The sequence below is a fragment of the Mesorhizobium shangrilense genome, from assembly GCF_040537815.1.
Classification (GTDB): domain Bacteria; phylum Pseudomonadota; class Alphaproteobacteria; order Rhizobiales; family Rhizobiaceae; genus Mesorhizobium; species Mesorhizobium shangrilense.
On the sequence record NZ_JBEWSZ010000001.1, the window covers coordinates 4,175,413 to 4,196,308 of the forward strand.

23 protein-coding genes and 2 pseudogenes are annotated in these 20,896 nt (G+C 56.9%); 14 read left to right on the plus strand and 11 right to left on the minus strand.

The genetic code is table 11. The features are described 5' to 3' along the window. Positions 1 to 57: 57 nt before the first annotated feature. Entirely contained in the window at positions 58 to 255 is a 198-nt protein-coding gene (locus ABVQ20_RS20220) for a hypothetical protein (protein WP_354461251.1), read from the plus strand. 324 nt (positions 256 to 579) lie between these two features. Here ABVQ20_RS20220 and ABVQ20_RS20225 read toward each other — a convergent pair whose 3' ends face one another. Further along, positions 580 to 1,011, minus strand: coding sequence for a CopD family protein (locus ABVQ20_RS20225; RefSeq protein ID WP_354461252.1), 432 nt, complete (start codon positions 1,009 to 1,011; stop codon positions 580 to 582). Positions 1,012 to 1,020: 9 nt separating this feature from the next. Next, on the minus strand, positions 1,021 to 1,353 hold the full coding sequence (locus ABVQ20_RS20230) for a DUF3817 domain-containing protein (RefSeq protein ID WP_354461253.1): 333 nt from the start codon (positions 1,351 to 1,353) through the stop codon (positions 1,021 to 1,023). 516 nt (positions 1,354 to 1,869) lie between these two features. On the opposite strand from ABVQ20_RS20230, the gene ABVQ20_RS20235 reads away from it, so the two are divergent. The 3 genes and pseudogenes from ABVQ20_RS20235 (at position 1,870) to ABVQ20_RS20245 (ending at position 4,309) form a co-directional block, all read left to right on the plus strand. Further along, positions 1,870 to 2,877, plus strand: a complete 1,008-nt coding sequence (locus ABVQ20_RS20235; RefSeq protein WP_354461254.1) for a GlxA family transcriptional regulator — start codon at positions 1,870 to 1,872, stop codon at positions 2,875 to 2,877. A 463-nt stretch (positions 2,878 to 3,340) separates the two neighbouring features. Further along, positions 3,341 to 3,823, plus strand: a complete 483-nt coding sequence (locus ABVQ20_RS20240) for a Ros/MucR family transcriptional regulator (RefSeq protein WP_354462230.1) — start codon at positions 3,341 to 3,343, stop codon at positions 3,821 to 3,823. A gap of 31 nt (positions 3,824 to 3,854) precedes the next feature. Next, a pseudogene (locus tag ABVQ20_RS20245) lies at positions 3,855 to 4,309 on the plus strand (peptide deformylase). A 113-nt stretch (positions 4,310 to 4,422) separates the two neighbouring features. Here ABVQ20_RS20245 and ABVQ20_RS20250 read toward each other — a convergent pair. Next, complete coding sequence (locus ABVQ20_RS20250) at positions 4,423 to 5,109, minus strand: transposase (RefSeq protein WP_354461255.1); 687 nt, start codon at positions 5,107 to 5,109, stop codon at positions 4,423 to 4,425. Here ABVQ20_RS20250 and ABVQ20_RS20255 point away from each other — a divergent pair. The 5 genes from ABVQ20_RS20255 (at position 5,087) to ABVQ20_RS20275 (ending at position 9,510) form a co-directional block, all read left to right on the plus strand. Continuing rightward, positions 5,087 to 6,424 carry a DNA modification methylase gene (locus tag ABVQ20_RS20255; protein WP_354461256.1) on the plus strand — a complete coding sequence of 446 codons (1,338 nt, stop codon included), beginning with the start codon at positions 5,087 to 5,089 and terminating at the stop codon, positions 6,422 to 6,424. The two genes, ABVQ20_RS20250 and ABVQ20_RS20255, sit on opposite strands and share 23 nt — an antisense overlap. Continuing rightward, positions 6,421 to 6,864, plus strand: a complete 444-nt coding sequence (locus tag ABVQ20_RS20260) for a DUF5681 domain-containing protein (protein WP_354461257.1) — start codon at positions 6,421 to 6,423, stop codon at positions 6,862 to 6,864. The genes ABVQ20_RS20255 and ABVQ20_RS20260 overlap by 4 nt, the downstream gene beginning before the upstream one ends. Next, positions 6,857 to 8,284: a hypothetical protein gene (locus tag ABVQ20_RS20265; protein ID WP_354461258.1), complete on the plus strand. Its 1,428-nt coding sequence runs from the start codon at positions 6,857 to 6,859 to the stop codon at positions 8,282 to 8,284. The genes ABVQ20_RS20260 and ABVQ20_RS20265 overlap by 8 nt, the downstream gene beginning before the upstream one ends. A gap of 316 nt (positions 8,285 to 8,600) precedes the next feature. Continuing rightward, on the plus strand, positions 8,601 to 9,047 hold the full coding sequence (locus tag ABVQ20_RS20270) for a hypothetical protein (RefSeq protein ID WP_354461259.1): 447 nt from the start codon (positions 8,601 to 8,603) through the stop codon (positions 9,045 to 9,047). Positions 9,048 to 9,240: 193 nt separating this feature from the next. Beyond that, positions 9,241 to 9,510, plus strand: a complete 270-nt coding sequence (locus ABVQ20_RS20275; RefSeq protein WP_354461260.1) for a hypothetical protein — start codon at positions 9,241 to 9,243, stop codon at positions 9,508 to 9,510. A gap of 104 nt (positions 9,511 to 9,614) precedes the next feature. Here the strand turns inward: ABVQ20_RS20275 and ABVQ20_RS20280 are convergent, their stop codons facing one another. Then, on the minus strand, positions 9,615 to 9,845 hold the full coding sequence (locus ABVQ20_RS20280) for a helix-turn-helix domain-containing protein (protein ID WP_354461261.1): 231 nt from the start codon (positions 9,843 to 9,845) through the stop codon (positions 9,615 to 9,617). A 121-nt stretch (positions 9,846 to 9,966) separates the two neighbouring features. Between ABVQ20_RS20280 and ABVQ20_RS20285 the strand changes: the two genes are divergently transcribed. The 3 genes from ABVQ20_RS20285 to ABVQ20_RS20295 are packed head-to-tail and all read left to right on the plus strand — an operon-like array spanning position 9,967 to position 11,494. Continuing rightward, positions 9,967 to 10,587, plus strand: a complete 621-nt coding sequence (locus ABVQ20_RS20285; protein ID WP_354461262.1) for a DUF4339 domain-containing protein — start codon at positions 9,967 to 9,969, stop codon at positions 10,585 to 10,587. A 56-nt stretch (positions 10,588 to 10,643) separates the two neighbouring features. Further along, the gene (locus tag ABVQ20_RS20290; protein ID WP_354461263.1) at positions 10,644 to 11,072 is read left to right on the plus strand and encodes a superinfection immunity protein; all 429 of its coding nucleotides are present in this window, start codon (positions 10,644 to 10,646) and stop codon (positions 11,070 to 11,072) included. Between the two features lie 56 nt (positions 11,073 to 11,128). Beyond that, positions 11,129 to 11,494: a hypothetical protein gene (locus ABVQ20_RS20295; RefSeq protein ID WP_354461264.1), complete on the plus strand. Its 366-nt coding sequence runs from the start codon at positions 11,129 to 11,131 to the stop codon at positions 11,492 to 11,494. Between the two features lie 381 nt (positions 11,495 to 11,875). Here ABVQ20_RS20295 and queE read toward each other — a convergent pair whose 3' ends face one another. From queE to ABVQ20_RS20320, 4 genes are all read right to left on the minus strand, one after another. Next, positions 11,876 to 12,613: a 7-carboxy-7-deazaguanine synthase QueE gene (gene queE, locus ABVQ20_RS20300; RefSeq protein WP_354462231.1), complete on the minus strand. Its 738-nt coding sequence runs from the start codon at positions 12,611 to 12,613 to the stop codon at positions 11,876 to 11,878. Continuing rightward, the gene (queD, locus tag ABVQ20_RS20305) at positions 12,610 to 12,966 is read right to left on the minus strand and encodes a 6-carboxytetrahydropterin synthase QueD (RefSeq protein ID WP_354461265.1); all 357 of its coding nucleotides are present in this window, start codon (positions 12,964 to 12,966) and stop codon (positions 12,610 to 12,612) included. The genes queE and queD overlap by 4 nt, the downstream gene beginning before the upstream one ends. After that, entirely contained in the window at positions 12,966 to 13,664 is a 699-nt protein-coding gene (gene queC / locus ABVQ20_RS20310; protein ID WP_354461266.1) for a 7-cyano-7-deazaguanine synthase QueC, read from the minus strand. Before queC ends, queD begins: the two co-directional genes overlap by 1 nt. 307 nt (positions 13,665 to 13,971) lie before the next feature. After that, the gene (locus ABVQ20_RS20320; protein ID WP_354461267.1) at positions 13,972 to 15,087 is read right to left on the minus strand and encodes a GGDEF domain-containing protein; all 1,116 of its coding nucleotides are present in this window, start codon (positions 15,085 to 15,087) and stop codon (positions 13,972 to 13,974) included. 266 nt (positions 15,088 to 15,353) lie between these two features. On the opposite strand from ABVQ20_RS20320, the gene ABVQ20_RS20325 reads away from it, so the two are divergent. Next, positions 15,354 to 15,815 carry a phasin gene (locus ABVQ20_RS20325; RefSeq protein WP_354461268.1) on the plus strand — a complete coding sequence of 154 codons (462 nt, stop codon included), beginning with the start codon at positions 15,354 to 15,356 and terminating at the stop codon, positions 15,813 to 15,815. 326 nt (positions 15,816 to 16,141) lie between these two features. Here ABVQ20_RS20325 and ABVQ20_RS20330 read toward each other — a convergent pair. Further along, positions 16,142 to 16,549 (minus strand): annotated as a pseudogene (locus ABVQ20_RS20330) (ATP-binding cassette domain-containing protein); the annotation flags it as partial. Between the two features lie 597 nt (positions 16,550 to 17,146). Here ABVQ20_RS20330 and ABVQ20_RS20335 point away from each other — a divergent pair. Beyond that, on the plus strand, positions 17,147 to 19,030 hold the full coding sequence (locus ABVQ20_RS20335; protein WP_354461269.1) for a putative bifunctional diguanylate cyclase/phosphodiesterase: 1,884 nt from the start codon (positions 17,147 to 17,149) through the stop codon (positions 19,028 to 19,030). Positions 19,031 to 19,453: 423 nt separating this feature from the next. Here ABVQ20_RS20335 and ABVQ20_RS20340 read toward each other — a convergent pair whose 3' ends face one another. Further along, positions 19,454 to 20,134 (minus strand): TonB-dependent receptor, encoded by a 681-nt coding sequence (locus ABVQ20_RS20340; RefSeq protein ID WP_354461270.1) that lies wholly within the window; start codon positions 20,132 to 20,134, stop codon positions 19,454 to 19,456. Between the two features lie 321 nt (positions 20,135 to 20,455). Next, on the minus strand, positions 20,456 to 20,644 hold the full coding sequence (locus ABVQ20_RS20345) for a hypothetical protein (protein WP_354461271.1): 189 nt from the start codon (positions 20,642 to 20,644) through the stop codon (positions 20,456 to 20,458). Positions 20,645 to 20,896 lie beyond the last annotated feature (252 nt).

Genomic DNA, 20,896 nt, shown 5'->3' on the forward strand with positions numbered 1-20,896 from the left:
AGCCACTGTCGAATTAATGGGAGTAAAAACCCGATCCCAATCGTGACGAAGAGGAACGTGAGCGAAACTCCCGCCATAATGAAGGCTTGGATTTTCATGCGCCTAGGCAAGGAAGGGTCTGACTGGGGATCAAACATGGCGTTCGGTTGGCGCTCCACCGAATTGTGGGACGCGCTCTCGGCAAGGTTGTCAATTGCGGACACATCGCTGATTTTTGAAACCAAAATATCACGCCTCGTCTTTCCGTTTTCGTGACGATTGAAGATACCGAATGGCTTTAGCCCGAAGGTCTGCTGGCCACGGACGCCCGCTCGCAGAAATATCGACCTGCTTAGAAGCGGTAAACGACATTCTCCCCTTCAATCTGGCCATGAAGGGAGTAACGAGACACTCGGCGCAGCATTCGGCTTAGAAAAAATGCACCCCTGCATGCGCGCCGGCTTCTATAGAACACGCCGGCCACTTTGATAAAACGGCTTCACTATTGTGTGGCCAATTCCACGGCTCGCACCGGTCTGCAATATGGTCCGCTGGGAAGTGTAAGGCTCGTTCCGACCGGAAAACATCAACGCCCCCCCGCTAGAATGGCTTGCTAACGACAAGGATTACCACGACGAAAACAAGACCGATGATGCCTGCGGCGGCGAACCGGATCTTGCCGGCCCCACGCGAAGGTTGCCCGAGGGCAAGTCTTCTGAGACCATCAGAGAGCATGCCGTGAAGTCCAGAAAGGACGATGACGAGAGCAATCTTGGCGAGAAGCCAAGGTTGCGATAGCCACTGACCGGTGACGGCCAGCGCCAACCCGAAAGCCCAGACCAACAGCATTGCTGGTGTTGTTACCCGCTGATCCCAGCGCCGAACCTGCGCAAAGAACGCACCACGGCGAGCCTCAGCTTCATCATACGCGACTGCGCTGAAAGCGGTGGTTGTCACCGCAACGACCAGCATACCACCGACCCAAGTAATAACCGCTGCAATATGAATGGCTTTTAGCCAAAGGTAGTCCATCAGATTTCCTTAAATTAAAGCTTGTAGCGACGCTTGGCGACGCGCCAGCATTCGCTCGTTTAGGAAGCCGCCGAACGGCACCAAAGCCGCAACAACCATCCGAGCGGTTTCGAATTTGTTGAAGTCTCCACCAGAGACTGTTTGAATAAGGGTCCAGACGTAAAACACGAAGGCCACACCGTGGATTGGGCCCATGACTGCCGTTGCAATCGAAAAACCAAGAAGGTGCTTGAGAGGAACAGCGATGCCCAGGAGCGTGACGAGGGTTATACCCTCAAAGACTGAGGCTATACGCATCATCCTAAGCTGTGCGAATTCTTCGGTGATATCCAATGATGCCATCACTCACCATCCACTAAGAGTTTTTCAACACGATCAGCGGGATCATCGATTTGCTGCATTAGATTTCCGAGGTCTCGCACGGAAAAAAGACCGTCTTCATGAGCACTGACGGCGAGATCGCAATAATCGCTTCCGCTCTCGTTTTTCAGGCGCTTAGCTCGTGTGCCCGTGTTTCGTTGTGAAGATTAAAAAGACCTCGACAGAGGTCGATATGGCTATAGGCAATAAAGTCGCCCTACGGCGATAATATCTGCTTTTTGCAACCGAGCTCGGTCTGATAAAACAGATCATTACTGTCTTGCATTTAGTGTATTCCTTACTGCATGACTTCGTCTCACCGAATAATACTCTCATTCGGATTGGCCAAATCGACTTTCACGCCAACCGTACAGCATTCGCTCGTGTGGGAAAATGACGCACATCCCTCCTTTTGCGCCATATCTTGGTGCGCTGTCCCAACACCCGTGTTAGAGAAGAAATCAACCGCTCAAAGGCCCGCGCGTTGAAAGGCCCGACATGAACATGATTGCTCAAATTAAAGACGAGACCACCACGATCACGAGAGATATCGCATTTGTTGTATATCCTCAGTTTCAGGTCCAGGACTTGAGCGGGCCGCTTTCAGCATTCGAAAATGCGGGCAGGCAGCATGGGTTTGGCCCATATAATCTTCACGTCGTATCACGCGACGGGGGCCTCATAGCAAGCTCCTCGGGTCTGGCGGTTGCGACTGAAGCAATCAGGCCCGAGCCCTATGATACAATCATCCTCACGGGTGGAGACGTGCTTGCAAATCCCGCAGAGTTCGAGTTTGCAATTGATGGCACAATCAGCAAAAGCGTGCGGACAGCCCGGCGGGTCGCAAGCGTCTGTACCGGCGCGTTTCTATTAGCTGCCACCGGCCTGTTGAATGGTCGTCGCGCCACGACCCACTGGAGATACGTTGGCCAGCTTCAGCGCATGTTTCCCAAAATCAAAGTCGACGGGGATCGCATATTCACAAAGGATGGTGACGTTTGGACCTCGGCGGGGGTCACGGCCGGCATCGATCTTGCTTTGGCGATGATTGAGGAGGATTTGGGGACGGAGGTGCCAAAGCGCGTTGCTCAGATGCTGGTCGTCTACCACCGGCGTCCGGGCGGTCAGTCGCAGTTCTCGGCTATGCTCGACATGGAACCGGCGTCCGATCGTATTCGGACGGTCCTGACCTACATCCGGGAACATCTGACAGACACGCTCTCGACCGAACGTCTTGCGGATGTGGCGCACCTCAGTCCACGACAATTCGGACGGTCTTTTCTAACAGAAACCGGGGAGACGCCTGCCAAGGCCGTAGAGCGTTTGCGAGCCGAAGTGGCTCGCGTTCGCGTCGAGCGAGGAGTTGAGCCAATCGAGGTTATCGCCCGTCATGTCGGTTTCGCCGACCCGGAAAGAATGCGACGGGCATTCGTTCGTATCTTCGGACATCCTCCGCAAAGCTTGCGCCGTATGGCGACAAAGCCAGTCTTCAGCGAAGGGACATAACACGCGGGATTATCAAGCGCGCTTTAATTCGGGTTGATTCCGGTTATTTAAGGCGACGGTGAATGTCGTCACCGTACCAACCAGATCCGCCCTGAACCCACTAATCTAGGACGCTACGGCAGCATTCAACGCCCTGCAGGCCGGAACAGGCGCATGTGTTTGGGTCCACGGTAGAAAGCTCGTCGGTCTGGCTGTTGAGATGGCCTCGTGAGTGCTAGCGACCGAGACTGATCCGGGCTTCGATTTCTGTTCGCTGGCGAAAACAACGCCAATTCCAGACTGCGTTGATGCGACTTTGGGTGGCACTTTTTACCTGCCGGTTACGACGATCGAATCAATATCGACGCGGCTTCCGGCACTGGCAGCGATTTCTGGTCTTGTGCAACCAGGATAATATCCTGTAGCGAGATCACCTATGCAGGTGGGGGCCGCAGCCATTGAAAACAATCGAGAGAAGTTGGCAATGCCCGTAGAAATTGATGAGTCCGGCCCAGATCTACTCGGCATGACCGCCGACATCGTTTCCGCCTATGTGAGCAACAATCCGCTTCCAGTGTCTGAGCTCGGCCGCATTATCGCCGATACCTACGCCGCGGTCAGCAAGCTGCAGACGCCAACCGAACCCCTGCCGGCGGAAAAGCGCGCACCATCCGTCCCGATCAAGAAGTCGGTCACCCCGGACTTCATCATCTGCCTGGAAGACGGTAAGAAGTTCAAATCGCTCAAGCGACATATCGGCACCCACTATAATCTGACGCCGGACGAATACCGCGCCAAGTGGGGTCTGCCTGCCGACTACCCAATGGTTGCACCTAACTATGCCGCAGCCCGGTCGCAATTCGCTCGAGCCAGTGGTTTGGGGAGAAAGGCCATAGCACCTGAGGCCGCCGCGCCGTCGGCTTCAACCCCAGCGAAGCGCCGCAAGATCGGCCTGAAGATCACCTGACTTCCAACACGGTGATCGCTGAGGCGAAGGCGTGACATGTGACGGTTCGGTCGATCGTGAGATACTGGTCCTCGACGAAGACTTGCGTCGCCTCGCCTTCGACCTCGCGGATACGACGCACGCGGCACCAGGCATCGGAATCACCGCTCCCCATATCGGCATCTTGAAGCGGCTGGTCGTAATCGAACTGCCTCAAGCAGCGGGACTCCAGGCTTACGTCAATCCCGCAATCCTCCGCCGAGATGATCCGGCACGCAGAAGGCAGTACCTCGATGCGGGGCCTCACAGAGGATGTCGGACGACATGCCCGCGTCCGCGTAAGTTTTCAGGATTGGACGGCGCCGAGCAGATCGAGGAAGCTAATGGCCTGCTGACGGTCGCCACCAACATGAGATCGATCAACTCGATGGAATCTTCTGGATACAGAGGCTTTCGCGGCTAAGGCGTGACCGGCTGATCAAGCGATACGAGAAACAGCACATCTAGCTTGTAGCTTGGCATCGCATCCCGATTGCTGAGCGCTGGTTTGATACTAAGAGCGATGGCCATTGCGCGCCCGTCGATGTGGCGCTTTTGACGCCATCAAAGAACAAACTCGATCAGCTACCATATGACGACGTGAGGACAAGGATGGCTTCCCTGTGATCATTGGGGAGACCGTCCGTGTTGGACGGCATAGAAAGGAAAGCTCTCGTTAACTCGCTCATTTTCCCATTTGGCGCCAAAACTTGTGCGTATAAGAATGGCTTGTTCCGACATCCTTTCGTTCGCCTAAGCGGTAATATTTTCAGATGAACGTATTGGGGGAAGGGCTCTCGGTTCCAGACGATTGCGCAGTTGTCAATTCTAAACGCGAAACCAGGGTCGCTCTCCAACCTTTTGAAAACGAGATACCATATGCCCTCCCGGGACCAGCGCTTAAAGCGTCGGTAGGCACTGTTCCAATTGCCATACTGTTCGGGCAATTTGCGCCACGAAACTCCTTCCCTCACAATCCAAAGTACGCCCTCAACGAAAAGACGGTTGTCTCTTGCGGTTACCCCGCGGTCCGTCGACTTCCCGTCCAGGTATGGCGCAATCCGCGTCCACTGTTGATCGTTAATAGCTGTCACGCGATCTAGTCCTGACGTTAGCATGAGCATGCTCGTGCTCGTTCTTAATTGTCCACTTTTATGACAGCTATATTCGCCGGGGGTGCGGATTTTTCGCGTCCTCCCCAAAGATCCGCGGGGACCGTTCGGGACGCATCGCGGAGTCTCAAAGATGAAATTGGAAATAAAATACATTCACCCCAGCCACCTGAAACCCTCGGAATATACCGCCCGGCATCACAACCGTAAGCAGAAGCGGAAGCTAAAGGCCCTTATCGAGAAAAATGGGATCGTGAGGCCAATCGTCATTGAGGCCGGAAATAAGATCGTTGACGGTCATGCCATTTATGAGGTGGCGTTGGAGTTGGGGCTGCAGGAAGTGCCGACTACCTCCGTCGAGCATCTGCCGGTGTCAGAGATCCGCGCTCTACGCATTGCCCTCAACCGTCTTCCGGAACAGGCTGTTTGGGACAAGAAGGCTCTAAAACGCGAGCTCGGTTACTTTGTAGAAATCGGGTACGATCTCGACCTCATTGGCTTCGAAACTGTCGATGTCGAGAGCCTTCTCGAAATCGACACGACGTCCCCGAGTGACATCGAAGAACTCGATTCTCGGATGCTGTCTCGCTTGGCCGTCACCAGGTTGGGCGATGTCTGGGAACTGGGCGGGGCTGGGAAAGTCCATCGCATCGTCTGCGGAAGCTCGCTCGATACGGCTGTGACGCAACTGCTGTTTGGCGAGAAAACAGCGGCCGCGTGCGTGACCGACCCTCCATTTAATTTGCCGGCTAACTCTATTTCTGGCCTCGGCAAGGTTGCCCATCGCGACTTTGCAATGGCCGCCGGAGAAATGAGTGACGCTGAGTTCGAAGTCTTCCTCGCCAGCACGCTGCGAACGGTACTGGCTCATGTCGGTCGAGGGGGCGTGTCGTTCCTCTACATCGATTGGCGTCACGTCGATGTTCTGATGATGACGGCAAAACGGCTCGGATGCGAGATCCTGAATCTGGCGGTCTGGGTGAAGACAAACGCGGGAATGGGTTCGCTATATAGAAGCCAGCACGAACTGGTCGTCGTGCTGAAGCGTCAGGGTGAGCCCCATCGCAACAATGTCGAACTCGGTAAGCACGGCCGGTCACGATCAAATGTCTGGCAGTACCGCGGCGTCAACGTCTTTGGGCCAGAGCGTCATTTGCTCCAGGAGCACCCAACCGTAAAGCCGGCGGCGATGCTGGCGGACGCTATCCGCGACACCACTCAGCCCGGTGACACCGTGTTCGACCCATTCCTGGGATCGGGTAGCACGATGATCGCTGCCGAGCGCACGCACCGTCTTTGCTACGGGATCGAGATTGAGCCGACCTTCGTCGACCTGTCGATCCGTCGTTGGCAGGCCGAGACCGGCCGAGATGCCGTCCGGACGCGCGATGGCATGACCTTCGACGAGGCAGCCGAAATCGCCGAAGCAGAGCGCATGGTCGGCGACGCCGAGGAAGGCGAGAAGCCATGAGCGACGACATCGAGGAGAAGCGGACTGGCTATGGCCGTCCGCCCGTCCACTCGCGATTCAAGCCGGGATCCTCCGGCAACGCGAAAGGGCGGCCGAAGAAATCCCGCAACATCGCCACCGAAATCCTTGCCGAACTCAATCTTCCGATTGTGGTTCGAGAGAACGGCCGCGAGCAGAAGCTATCGAAGGGCGCTGTCCTTGCGAAAACGCTCGTTTCCCGCGCGCTTAACGGGGACATACGGGCCTTCAAGATCCTTGTGGATCTGTTGCCGGCACAATTCCAAGTGCCGTCAGACGCCAAGCCGACTGAGCCGGTGAATGCCGAAGATGCGGAGATTCTGGAGAGGTTCTTCACCAGACGACTTCTCACCGAGAACGAGGCCGCTCCCTCGGCCCAACACGAATCCGATAACGAGAATCCGGAGAATGAAAATGAATAGTTATACGAAAGACGAGCTCAAGGCTCTGAGCCGCGCCGATCTCTCCGTCTTCAGTGCCCGTGTTCTGCGAATGATGTTGCCTGACTATCAGCATTTTCCGTACATCGACCTGATCCTGTTGAAGATCGGTTATGCGATGTTACGCAACGGTGGTTGGCGGATTCTCATCAATTTGCCTCCGCGCCACCTCAAGACCTTCATGGTCATCTGCGCCATCGCGTGGTTCCTTGGCAGGAACCCGACTAAGGAGGTAATGCTCGTAACGCACTCGCAGGGGCTATCCAGAGACATCGCCTGGAAGGTCGAGACGGTCATGAACAGCGCGATATTTCTATCCACGTTCCCCGAGTGCCGTGTGAGCGAGGACCGTCGTTCCGCTATGGATTTTCGCACAACTCTCGGCGGTGGCTTCTACGCCGGCAGTTTCGACAGTCGAATGACCGGCCGCGGCGCGGACCTGCTGGTCATGGACGACCCTATCTCGGCGCAGGAGGCGAGCTCGCCAGCGGCACGGGATGCGGTTGAGTTGAGCTATCAAACTATGATCAAGACGCGTCACAATGATCCCAGGACGGGCGCCACATTGATGGTCGCGCATCGAACCCACCCCGATGACCTGTCTGAGTTTCTAATGAAGGAGGGCTTTGACCGAGTGGTTCTCCAGCTAGAAGCGGAAGAGGACGAAGAGGTTCACTTCGGCAATTTCCATTTCAGCCGCAAGAAAGGCGAGGTGCTGCAACCGACCATTTATACCCCCGATGCCCTAGCTCGCCTTAAGCGCGAAACCGCATCGCACGTGTTCGCAACACAATATCAGCAACGGCCCGTTTCGCTCCAAGGCGGCCTGCTAAAACGCAGTGACTTCCCGATAGTGCCCAGCCTCCCAACGGGTGGCAAGATCGTGGTGTCATGGGATGTCGCTTCGTCCTCCAACCCGCGATCGTCCTTTACGGTTGCCCTTGTGTTCGTACGGCATCAACACGTCAGCTACCTCGTCCATATCCTTCGCGAGCGGTTAGATTATTCCAACTTGGTCCGACGAGCGGCGGACCTTCACCTTCGATACGGTCCTACCCATCACTTGGTTGAATCAGCGTCGCTCGGCCCCGCACTTATCGCGGACCTGCGCAATCTGGGAGCGAACGTTCTGTCGATTAGCGCCACCACTTCGAAAGTGGACCGAGTGAATGCGATCATGAACCAGTTCAACAACCAAGAGATTCAACTGGTTCAAGGGACGCCCGGTCTCGATTTGTTCCTCGACGAGTTGGTATCCTTCCCTCATGGATCCAACGATGATCAGGTTGATGCCTTGACCCAATATTCGAGCTGGAACACCCAGGACTTGCCCGAGCCTGAGAGAACGTTCAAGAGGATGGGACCCCCGCGCAGCAAGAGAGGGTTAGGCTTTCGGCTCTGAGGTCGCCAACATTTTCCGCTAATCCTGACTGCGATCGAAATACTTTTCATGAATAAGATCGATGGCCAGCAATATAATTTGCGGGCCATCGTTTTTCTAGTTATCGTAATCGCCAGTTGCTCCAGGTAAACGATATTTCATTTCGACTGGACTTCTTTTGCAAAGGAAGCATTGGTCATGGGACTTCGGTTTGGAGCAAGTCATGGCCAAGAAGCACGACAAAGCTGCCTTCGAGACAGAGGATAAAGGCGCCCTCGCCGCTAACCTCTACGGGTGAGAGCGAGACATCAGAGATCCGCTAGCCAGGAGAGATTGGATGGATCCTAACGACGCCAACATCACGCCTCCCAAAGGTGCCCCCGGTGGTAAGGTTGGTTTCTTCTGGATCGTTCCCGACCGGCTTGGGCACGATGCGATTTTGGGCGAGGCATTCGACCTTGCCAAGGCAGAGACCTATGGCGAAGCCCTTACCCATCCACTTGGACATTACGACTATTGGACTTTGATGAAAGCGCGCGGTCCGGCCTGGCTGCGCGCCAGAAACTTGAGCGGCAGCCTTCTCACCACCGAATATGAGGATTGGCCGCGGGGCAGGCTGGTCTTCTTCCCGGCTCAAGAGAGGTTTACCCTGCTTGCCGATCGCAGGATTTTTAGGTCTTCGCGGCTCAACTTGGTTTGGGCGATGTTTCAGGTGGCTGAGCATCGCGTCGATCTCAGACGTGATGGCCATTACATGCCGATCGGGCGAAGCGCTTCCGCCTGACTTTCCTCGATTGCGACATCATCCGAACAGCCAAAAGAATTATACGTAACAGAAGTCAGTTTATCTCGCTCGGGCGAGCGTCCTTTCGTCGATCACATCAGCTTCAAACCTTATTTTATATTCTTTTACTGCTTCGACTGGACTTCCCCCGCAAAGGAAGCATTGGTCATGTGACTTCGGTTCGGAGCAAGATATGGCCAAGAAGCACGAAAAATCTACCTTCGAGACAGGGGACAAAGGCGCCCTCGCCGGTCACCTCTACCACATGGAACCTGAGCTCAGAATGCTCGAGGGCGTGGTGGCAGCGCTGCAGGCGATGAGCACCACGGCAGACATGGTCGAACCAATCGCGCTTGCTGCCCTTGCCTACGTCGGTGGCGAGTCATTGCAGAAGGTCCTTATCGCCTGGCGATCGGCCTTGGCGACGCATCGCCAACAGCAGAAAGAGGGGACGCAGAAGTGACCGCGACCGTCCCGGTGGTTTCGACGATCAATGTTCACGCGAGCTCTAATCAGCTATTGACAGGCCACGCTTTGGCTAAGTTCCAGCGCGTCGGGCAACGCGGATCACTTGCTAGTCGCGGTATTTTCATCCTTCGCCAGCAATTCGGCAGGCTCCACCTTCAACACATTGGCGATCTTGGCGATCGTGTTGAGGCTGGCATAGTAGCGGCCGCGCTCCAGCGAACTGATGTAGGTCCGATCAAGCCCAGCCTCGTGGGCGAGATACTCCTGCGAAAAGCCGCGCGCTTCCCGTGCCGCCAGAAGGTTCCTCGCAAAAAGCTGCCGTATGTCCATACACACGACCACAATTGCTTGTCGTGTATATTACAACGGAGTATACTCTACATGCCTCACTCAACGCCGCATTTCCGCGGTCCCATCCCAACCATTTTTGAACGCAACCCCGGAGGAGCTTATGACTGACTGGTACTATGAAGAGAATGGAACGCAGCGCGGACCGGTCGCAGAGGCCGATCTCGCCAGCATGTTCGCTAACCGCTTTCTGCCACCAGAAGCGCGCGTATGGTCGGCGGCCCTTGGCTCGCAGTGGAAACCGGCAAGCCAAACACAGTTCAAGGATAGCTTCACGCTTAGCCCCCCGCCCCTTCCTGTGCCTCGGGAAGCCCAGGCATCGGTGATGTCGGCGCCACCGCTGCTTAGCCGCTTGGGCGCAGCGTCTGGAGTCAAAACCATCTATGCCGAGCTGCTGGCCTATTCGCCGCTTGCGATGCTAGCGGTGGACGTCATCGCCAAGGCAGCCGGCGCCAACCCCAACGCTCCCACCTTCAGCAACGCGACTTCGGTCTGTCTGAGCATCGTTGCCCTCATCTTGTGCATCGCCGACGTGAAAGCGCTCAATCGCAATGGGCTCAACCCGAACAAGCAAAGGATTGTCCCGTTCGTCCTTCTTACCCCTGTTGGCTATTTTTGGCGGCGGGCCGCAGTCGCGCGCGCCGGCTGGGCGTACCTGTGGATCTGGCTGGGCTGCATGGTGGTCCTCTTCATAGCCGAGGTCGCGTTCATCATCGACATGTGAGAGCCAGCCAACCTCGCTCCGGAACCCGCAACACACCAAAGATCTGCAAGGCTGACATGAACGATCCGGAATCCAACTTCCTGCTGCTTGTGCTCGTCGCACTGGCCATTTTCCTGATGCCGGCGCTGGTGGCTTTCCTGCGCCGCCATCCCAACCGGTGGGTGATCTTTCTCCTCAACGTCTTTCTGGGGGCTACCGGCATTGTCTGGTTCGGCTGTCTGATCTGGGCATTTAAGGCCATCCACATCGCCGCCGCGCCCAACAGGAGCAATGGCGGCGAGTCTGGTCTCAATCTCACCGCCAATGATGTCGTGCGCATTCGCTTCGATGAAGGCGCACGCCTGCCACCATCCCTCGCCCCGCCACTACGTGCTGACGACGTTCTGGTCCGGCTCGAGCGTCTCAAGAAACTGCATGATGACGGCGTCATCGACGCCGAGCAATTCGGAAGAATGCGCGATGCCGCCCTGTCGCATTCATCGTGACGTCCAAATGCATCGCGCGTCCACAAAATTTATCGATCTTCTCAGAGGTGTTTTTGATGTTCGAACGGCAAATGATTACTCTTGCGCTGATTCTCGGCGCACTCTCGCCCGCCAATGCCGCAATGCGTCCGGACACCAAAGCAGACGCTCTAGAGGCCGGCCAGTTTGTCGGCGTCGCTGAACAATGCTTCACGGACTCAAAATCGGTTCTGACAAAAGCCGCCAGGCGCTTCGCTGAGACGGCCCAAAGCAAGACCCCAAAGTGGTATTATGAGGCCTACAATGCAGAGGTGAAGGGCGATCCAAGCGTGTATGATGAGGCCTTCTGCAACGACCTGGTTCGTAAGGATTACGGGCCGGATGGAGCGGTCAGTCGGCGACTCGGCTTCACAGTTTTGGACGTCGCCAACTTTGTTGAATAGCGTCCGCAAGCAATTCATACGTCTCAGCGAATACGAGTAAAAGTCAGAAAAGTGCCAGAAGCGGTTCTCGGGACTATGCCCTCGTATGGTTGCCAGCAGCGCTTTTTCTCAAAACGCGCTGTTGAGCGCTTTCGCGAGCGAATCTGGTTAGACGGTCCCACGAAAGTACCGCGATGCGGTTAACTTTTAGTAGAGCCATACCGAGTGGGCGATGATCTGCCGCGGGAAGCGATGGCACTGGTTGGCCCAACGGTTGCGGTGTTCAAACCGGGGCACGTCTCTAAACGATCCCTGCCAACCAGTTACCGAGACATCGCCAGCCGGCGAGATTGCTATAGACGTCTGTCTGCTCGTCGTCGGCAATCCTTCCGCGTCGGCTAGCTAGACGCCCCTTTTGTTTCCCCAGAGCAGAACATGAAGCTGCGGCAGTACACGCGCCTCGAACCACCTGTCACAGGTCACCTTTTCGACCAGCCATTCCATGCGCTTCATCACACCGGCCATGTCGATGAAATCGTCCTCGTTGCCGGGCCGCGGCGGCGTGTGATTGCCGGGCTGGAGGTAGACGGGTAATTTCGGGTAGCGCGCCGCGGCATCTTTGGCATAGGCATAGTCTTCATCGTCGAAGACGACGAGCTTGAGCGCCATCTGCGGCTTGTCCCGCGCCGCCTCGACGCAGGTGTCGAACGCGGCCCAATCCGTCGTCATTTCGCTTGAGGGCGGCTTGGGGCTCAGCACCAGCACGTCGAGATCCGCGAACCATTGCTTAGACACCGAGCCTTGGGTTTCCAATGCAAAACGGTAGCCCTCACCATGCCCGCGGTCGATCAGCGGGCCAAGCGGCTGGATGGCCGGATTGCCGCCCGACAGCGACACCATCACTGGCTGGCCGCCGGAAAGCGCAATGACCTTTTGCCAGACCGCGTCGGGAGACATCAACTCCCAATCATGGCGGAAGCGACTGTCCACCGCATGCAGGCTGTCGCACCAGGAACAGCGATAATCGCACCCGCCCGTTCTTACGAACACCGTCGGCAAGCCAATCAGCATGCCTTCGCCCTGAATGGTCGGCCCAAAAATCTCGCTCACGCGAATTCCGGGATGCAAGGCACTGGTCATGGCCGGTATTCCGCCCAGGTTTTCGGCGTCTCGCTCACCCGCACGGCGGAGGTTTCGGGTAGCCGCACCTTGCACCAGTCGTAGAAGTGCCTGGCCAGACATTCCGCTGTGACACGGTCATGCCCCAGCACGTCGTTGAGATGCCGATGGTCGAACGTCCCATCGATGTAGTGCTTGAGCGCCGCTAAGTCTTGGTAGTCGCGCACAAAGCCATGCTCGTCCAATTCGCCATCTGAAAGCTCCACTACAACGATGTAGTTGTGGCCGTGTAGACGCGCGCACTGATGATCGGGTGGCAAGGAGGTGAGCTGATGCGAGGCCGAGAAGTGGAACTCTTTGGTAATGCGGAACATCACGCGCTCCTTGTCTGGATAGCGTGGAGCCAGAAGTCTGCGTCCTCATAGTCTGTCGGGTCGGCAATGCCGGCCAAATCGAATGCTTCGCGCCGTTCGACGCATGTCCCGCAGCGGCCGCAATGACGTGCGCCGCCCTTGTAGCAGGACCACGTCGCCTCGAACGGTGTGGCATACTTTGCTCCCTCGCCGACGATGTCGGCCTTCGACATATTCACATAGGGAGCGTAAAGGCGGATATCGGCATAGCCTGCGAGCGCATGGTTCTGCATCGCCTGAAAGGCATCGATAAAAGCGGGCCGGCAATCGGGATAGATGAAATGATCTCCGCCGTGGACGGCAGTGGCCACCGCATCGGCCTTCCGGGCGGCGGCAACCCCGAAGGCGATAGCCAGCATGATGGCGTTCCTGTTCGGCACCACTGTGATCTTCATGGAGTCTTCGGCATAGTGCCCGTCGGGCACGTCCACACTATCAGTCAGCGCCGAGCCGCTCAGGCTCCGGCCGACATCGCGGATATCGACTATCTGGTGCGGAACACCCAGCCGTTTGGCGCACATAGAAGCAAAGCCGAGTTCCTTTTTGTGCCTCTGGCCGTAATCGAACGAAAGCAGGCCAATGAGTTTCTGCTCGGCCGCCATCTTGTGAGCGAGCGAAACAGAGTCCAATCCGCCGGAGCAGATGACGAGGGCATTCATGGTTTAAGTCCTTGTTTTGACCGGGTAAGGCTGCGACCGGAGATTTCTCTGCGTCCCCAGTACTCCACGGAGCCGGGTTTGTGAATGGGGTGGACGCGGTTGAGGCGCACGCGCCTTAGCGACCTCGATCCATTGGCCCGAAACATCGTCGGGCAATTGTCGAGCGCTGCTGTCCTGGTGGTTGGCTCGCCGACGTTCAAAGGCAGCTACACTGGGCTAGCGCCCGGCGGGAAAATCTGACGATCCGCCAGCTCTACGAGACGATCGCTGGCGCGCGCGGCCATTGTCGCAGGATCGAAATCCCTTCCTACGCGGCTGCAGAGATGTTTGGCGGCATAGAGTCGCCCTTCACCCGATTTCGCCCGCTGTTTTTTGCCTGATAGAGGGAGCGGTCAGCTTGCCGCATGACGGCCTCGACGGTTTTTGAGACGCTGCTCGAAGCGGCCGCGCCCGCGCTGATGGTTATAGGAAGGCCCTGGACATTCGAGGCGGCAAGCTCGCGTTCCACCCGAGAGCGGACGCGCTCAGCCATGCCGATGGCCACGACGAGCGTGGCATTTGGCATCAGCACTACGATTTCCTCACCGCCGTAGCGGGCTATTAGGTCGGTGCTGCGCATCGACGTCCGTACGATTTGGGCAATTCGCTTCAGAATCTCATCGCCAGCCTGGTGCCCCAATGTATCGTTGATGCGTTTGAAGTGATCGACGTCAAACATCACAACTGAAAACCCTTCGGAGCTGTCACGCCAGCGTCTTTCAACGACCGCTGCACTTTCGTCGAAGCCTCGCCGGTTGAGCAGGCGCGTGAGCGGATCGACACTCGCGTCCAGCACCAGCGCGCGCACCAAAGAGAGACGATGTTTTTCCCGAACGAGGAATTCCGCCAAAATCATCGTCCCGGCGATGTTGCCGAAGAGAAGCGGAAGAGCAGCAGTGTGAAGAATTCTGATCGACAGATGATGCGGCAGTACCGCGAGTGAGCCCAGTGAGCCTGAGACAGCCAGCCCGAGCAGCGCATTGCGCTTCCACCCATAGCGCAGAACCGTCTTGGGAATGCGACCAAATGCGATCGTCACCATCGCCGCTATGCAAATGCCAAGGAATCCGGACTCGGCGCCGGCACCTCCAAGCCATAAGCGATAAGCGCCCAGGCAAATCGTGACGACAAGCGTTCCCAGAAGGCCAGCAAAGGGAAACGAAAGGCCGATGACCACGGATCGAGCATCAAAAATCACGCCTGGCGCAAACACCAACGGATCGCTCATCGACAGGACGCCGCCCATGCTGAAAAGGAGCCCAACGGACAATCCTCGCGACAGGCCTTTTTCCGTGCCGGCGATTGCCCAGCCGAACGCCATGGCAATCAAGGCCGCAAGGCCGAACGTCCTTGCCGCACCGACAATGAAGGCCGTCGTTTCCATCCATACCTCGCTGGCACAGACTTACGGCGAGGTTCATAAAGCCCGGTGTAGGAAGAGCGTTAACAATACGTGAAGTAGCGCTCCACACAGGCAACAGGACGCCCGGTCGACGACCGCGACGAGCTGAAGTCGGGGCTAATCATTTGCGCAGTCCCGGCGCGGCCCACTCGCGCAAATTCATGTCAGCTTCATAAATCCGTTGCGACGGTTTCGTACATTTAGGCGACGGCTTTGTTTTGAGGCCGCCCCTGGAAAAGGATGGAAAAATGTCCAAGATCCCCGGCAAGACCGAAACGATCGAAAACGTCGAATTCCCCACCTTCGACCCGTCCAAGGCTACCGAGCAAGTCCGCGCCGTCGCCGAGCAGGGCGTTGAGCAGTCGAAGGAAGCATTTTCCAAATTGAGCTCGGACGCCGAAACCACTCAAAAGGCTCTTGAGTCGACCTTTGAAATGGTCAAGACCGCCGGCAACGATGTGTCCCTGAAAGCAGTTGCGGCTCTGCGCGCGAATGCTGAAGCCTACTTCACGCACCTCGAAGCACTGGCTGCCGTGAAGTCGCTGTCCGAGTTCGTCGAATTGCAGACCGCTTTCCTGCGCAAGCAGATGGAAAAGTCCGTCGAACAGGCCAGAGACTTTCAGGCTGTGACAATGAGAGCGACCCAGGATGTATCCAAGCCGATCAAGGACGCCTTCGAGAAAGCCTTTAAGGAACTCAAGGCCGCCTGATTGCTTCAGGCAGCCCGAGACCGAAGTTCAGTACCTCGTCCCGGGCTCGGCCGCCGGCAACGTAACGCCGCTGATCCCTAACTACGGCATCGCGGCACTAGGTTCGCGATCATTGCGTCAATGCTCTGCTCACCACGGCGGATAGTAGAAATGCGCGGGCGGGCGGGGATACGGCGTTCCCGGAATCGCGCCATAGGTTACTTATCCATGGTAGGAAGACATACGCATGTCGTGCTTCAGAAGCTGGCGGCCTGAAGCACCGTGTGCCCCTCCGCCACGGTCATGAAGGTATCGCCGTCGTCATGCTGCGACAAACGGACGGGAATCGGCTTCTGCCCGGTCCGCCGCCGGCCGAAGCGCGGAACGGCGTCCAGCAGGTTTCGGGTGTAGGGATGCTGCGGATTTTCGATGACGGCTCTGACAGGTCCGCACTCTACGAGCCGTCCACGGTGCATGACGGCGATGCGGTCGCAGAGACGCTCGACAACGGTCATGTCGTGGGAAATGAAGAGATAGGAAAGATTTTCGTGCTTCTTCAGGTCCGCGAGAAGATCCAGGATCTGCGCCTGAATGGTGACATCGAGTGCGGAAACCGGCTCATCCGCGACCACGATCTGAGGATTGGGTGCCAGCGCCCTAGCGATTGCGATGCGCCGCCGCTGGCCGCCCGAGAATTCGTGCGGATAGCGTTCCGCGAACTCTCGCTTTGGGGTTCCTCCAAAGCGCTTGATGAGGCCGGTGCAGCTCAGCACCGGTGCCGCTTCTGCCATTCCAGCGAAATCAATGTCGGTCATGGCTCGCGTACTTTCGTGAGGTATGGCTTGAGTGCGCCCATCTGGACTTCGGGGCCTTCTTCAGGCGGAAGGGGATGAAGGCGCGCCACAGCCGCAGCCCGATCAACGTCGCCCGACTCGGTCGCATCGACGATGTCTCGATGCATCTTTAGGATTCTCTGGGGGCGGTCGCTGACGGTGCCGTGGCTAAGTTAGCGAAGGCACCGGCGTCAGAACTACCGCCGTCGCATCCCGGCAAACGCGGCTCAACTCGCATGTCTGAGCGAATATGGCTGCCGAAGCTCTGCCAACATCGGGCGTCACGATCTCGGAGAGGTCTTTCTACGAGTGGAGTCACGGCTCGCCGTTAATCGAGCGATTGCACTGTAAGCCGCTGAAATCCTTAACGCGATTTTCATCCCACTGGTCTAGCGATTTGTCACTATGAGGTATTCCAAGCCTGTTCAAGGTTCAGTCTCTCAAGGGCAAAGTGAAACCGTGGAAGCCGGGATTCTCCGAGATCAGTTCGCTGATCTAAGGACGGGGATCTTCATTTCGATGCCTATCGGCACGATCCTATCGGCGCTGATCCTGGCCGTGCAGATGCTTTCGGGCGGCGGCCTTGCGGCGGTGCTGTGGTTTGCAGCGGTCGGCGTAATAAATGGCGCACGCATAGCGCTTGCCCTCGCCCAATCAGGCAAAGCCGACAGTAGGTTGAAACCGGTCGGTGCACGACTTTCTTCCTATGGGATGTTGGCTCTGGCCTCGGGCATCGCCTGGTCTTTCCTGGCAGTGCTGACCGATGGATACACCACTCACCAAGCGCCGATCTATTTAATCGTTCTCGCAGGCGCGTCGGCCGGTTCGGTCACCTACGGAACATCATACGCCCCGGCCTCGATCAACTTCATGACGCTGCCACTTGTGGTCACCATCGGATGCCTTTTGGCGAAAGGCGATATCGAAAATTATGTTCTGGCCTTCACAGTCCTGCTCTTTCTCGGTGGAATGATCAGAAGCTCGCTTATCGGACAAGCCCGCTTCCGCGAGGCGAGCCGCCTCAAATACGAGGCGAAGGCGTTCGCCACCGAGATGGAACGAAACTCCAGACGGGATCCGTTGACGAATTTGCTCAATAGGTACGGGCTTGAGCAGGCTATCCGCCAGCTCGGACTCACCGACGGTCCGTTCGTGGCCATGCTGGTCGACCTGGACGGCTTCAAATCCGTCAACGACACCTATGGTCACAATATCGGTGACGAACTGCTGGTCACGGTTGCGCGCAGAATAGAGAACCATGCGCCGCCAGGGGCAACTATTTCGCGCATCGGTGGAGACGAGTTCGTGCTGCTCTTTCCCGCCAGCAGATCCGTGCATTCAACCGACGAACTTGCATCCTCGATCATCGCGGCCATTGCAAATCTGGATCCGGCGTTGAATTCGGTGCGCGTCGGCGCTTCGATCGGCATCTATGTGTCAGAGAGACCCCGATTGACGGAGATGCTGCTGCGGGCAGACTTCGCGCTTTACGCGGCCAAGCGCAGTGGCAGGAACGAATACCGTCTCTTCGATGCCGAACTCGATCGCGGGCTCGAACGTAAGCACTGCATTGAGCGCGATCTGCGCGGAGCCATAGAATCCGGCACTCTTTGCTCATGGTTCCAGCCCTTGGTGCGACTGGACACGAATGCGGTCGTCGGCTTCGAGGCGCTCCTGCGGTGGAAACACCCGGTTCATGGGGCTATTTCCCCGCCTGAGGTCGTCACCGCAGCGCGTGAAACCGGGCTGCTTTCCTTGCTATCGGAAACGGTATTTCTCAACTGCTGCTCCATGATCGAAGAGCTTGTGAGAAATGGACGCCAGCATGTTCGGGTCGCGATGAATCTCTCGCCACGCGAGCTTGAAGCAGGCGATGTCGATGAAATGATACTGGACGGCCTCAGGGCGAAGAATGTCCCGGTGGCGATGCTCGAGATAGAGATCACGGAAGAAGCGCCCGTGGATCGCGACAGAGTTGACGAAAAGCTAGGACGCCTGGCGGACGCAGGCATATCAATTGTGCTGGATGATTTCGGCACCGGCTTTTCGACGCTGGTTTCGCTGAAGGACAGCCGCATCCGCAAGATCAAGATCGACAAGGACTTCGTCCGCGATCTAGCCAAGTCCTTGGAAGATCAGGCCCTGGTCAAAGCAGTCATCGATCTCGGGCGAACGCTGGGAATAGAGGTGGTGGCCGAAGGGGTCGAAACGGACGCGGATCGCCTGATCCTGCGGTCGCTTGATTGTGTGATCGCGCAGGGATTTCTCTTCTCGGCCGCGCTCCCCATGCACGATGCGCTTGCCTTCGACGCAGGCCGTTTCGACAACTCTGCCGCCGCCAAGGCCTTCTTTGATACCGCGGCGGGCTTGTTACGCAAATCCCAAACTGGCAGCGCCGTATAGGCAACGGCCACAGGTCGGCCATCGGCGCCAACGCCAAGGCAATGGCCAATCTGTCCACTGCGGAGCAGGGGTGTATGTGTGAGTAAAGGGCAGCAAGCAGTCGGTTTGCTAATACCGCACCCATCCGAGGCGAAGCGCCTACTGACTGAATGTCACCTGCCAACGCTCACCGCTAGACAATAGGCGTCCTGTTTGGGCCGAGAGGGGGACTGACTGCTTCCGGCGTCCGTCATTTGAATAGCTGACATTCAAACGAAAAGGCTATGTCTCGGATTGTTTCGTGGCAAGAGCTTTGGAACAAGGTCACTACGACGCTTATAGTTAGACTGGCCGCCTTATCAGCAGGAACGATCGCTCCTGCTGATTTTGTTGGCAGCCGTCTTAGTCGCGGTAGCCGATGAAAGTCAGCGCCGCACTGGTTTCCTAGAAGGAATGCTTGTAGCCGATCGCGAAGCTGATCTTGTCGGCGGCCAATTGATCATAAGGAGCCTTGGTCGTCTCGGCTTTTTTCCAGGAGTATCCGACGTTGGCATAGACAGCGTTGTACGTGTCTATGTTGTATGTAACGCCGGTTGTCACCTTCGGCGTCTCCCAGGTGGCATTGAACGCGTTGCGATAACGCAGATTGAAGACGTTCCAGGTCCACTGCTTATCCAATTTCCAGTCACCGGCCAGGTACAGAGCGTAGTATGGAAGCTGGGCATTTGCGTCCGAGCCTTTGACAATGCCAGTGTCATGCCAGGTGTAGCCGAGGCCCAAACTCGGGGTCAGCGTGAAACTGTCGGTGAGCTTGATCTTGTAACCGAGCGTTGCCTCGCCGTAGAACTGTGTCTTTCCACCGGTCTTGAAGGTTGGCTGGAAAAATACGCCGCCGACAAAGTTGTTTTCAAAAGTGTGCGAGACGCTGAACTTGAAGTAGGTGTCGGCAAGCGACCTGGCGGCGTTGCTGCCGTTGTTGATCGCATAAAACTCCGGGGCCCCTTCGATTCCAAGCGTCCAGGTTGGGACGGCTGGCGGTGGCGTTTCAACCACATCCGCCGCGAAGGCCGGCATTGTCAGCAACAGGCACATGCCGAGTGGCACGGCAGACTTGACGTTGATCATAGAGTCCCCTTGAAGAGCGTGAAAGCGCAGCGGCTTGCTGCGCTGGGGGATGCTATATTTTTATATTAGCGCAGACAGATATAGCTGCCTAATTTTCAGCCGGGCTGTAAGACGAAAGTGCGCGGCCAATCGTGCTCGCAAAAAAATCGGAGCAACCCCCGTCCAGTAGCGATCGAACGTTCTCCCTATCTGCGCTGTGGGTGTGTTCATGGCCGATGGACAAGCCTGGCCTCCGCTTCTGGTTCTATCAAAGTCATCGGCCACCGGAGAGTTCTGCGTCTCGCTATCAGACAATCGCTAGTTGTCTCAACTAGCGCCCCGTCAAACTCCGGCACCGCCGCCGATCTGATGCGCCAAATCGAAAACATCTCTCCAACTGCAACGAACGGAGGCTTTCTCAGCGGAATTGCCTGAAGCGGTAGCGATCTTGCGCGAAACCTGCAACTGGGGATGTTCAGTTCTGAAAAATTCAAGGCAGTCGCTAAAGACTGTTTTGAGGCGCAAAGCCATCAAGTGCCCCTTTCACCAGAGAGAAGCTGCTTTCACATGCCGACCTGACTGAAAGTCAGAAAAAACTTGCTGGTCCCGAAAACCTTTGATTCAGCTGCAACAACGGATCCCATACGTGTGCTTCTCGAGTGCGCCATCAGCGACGATCGAATGCAGTCAAGTGACCATAGTTCAAATGTCCGACGAGATCGGAGCCACTCAACTGCATTTTGGCGCCGATTCTAAGCATAAGGTAATCCTAGGGACACCCGC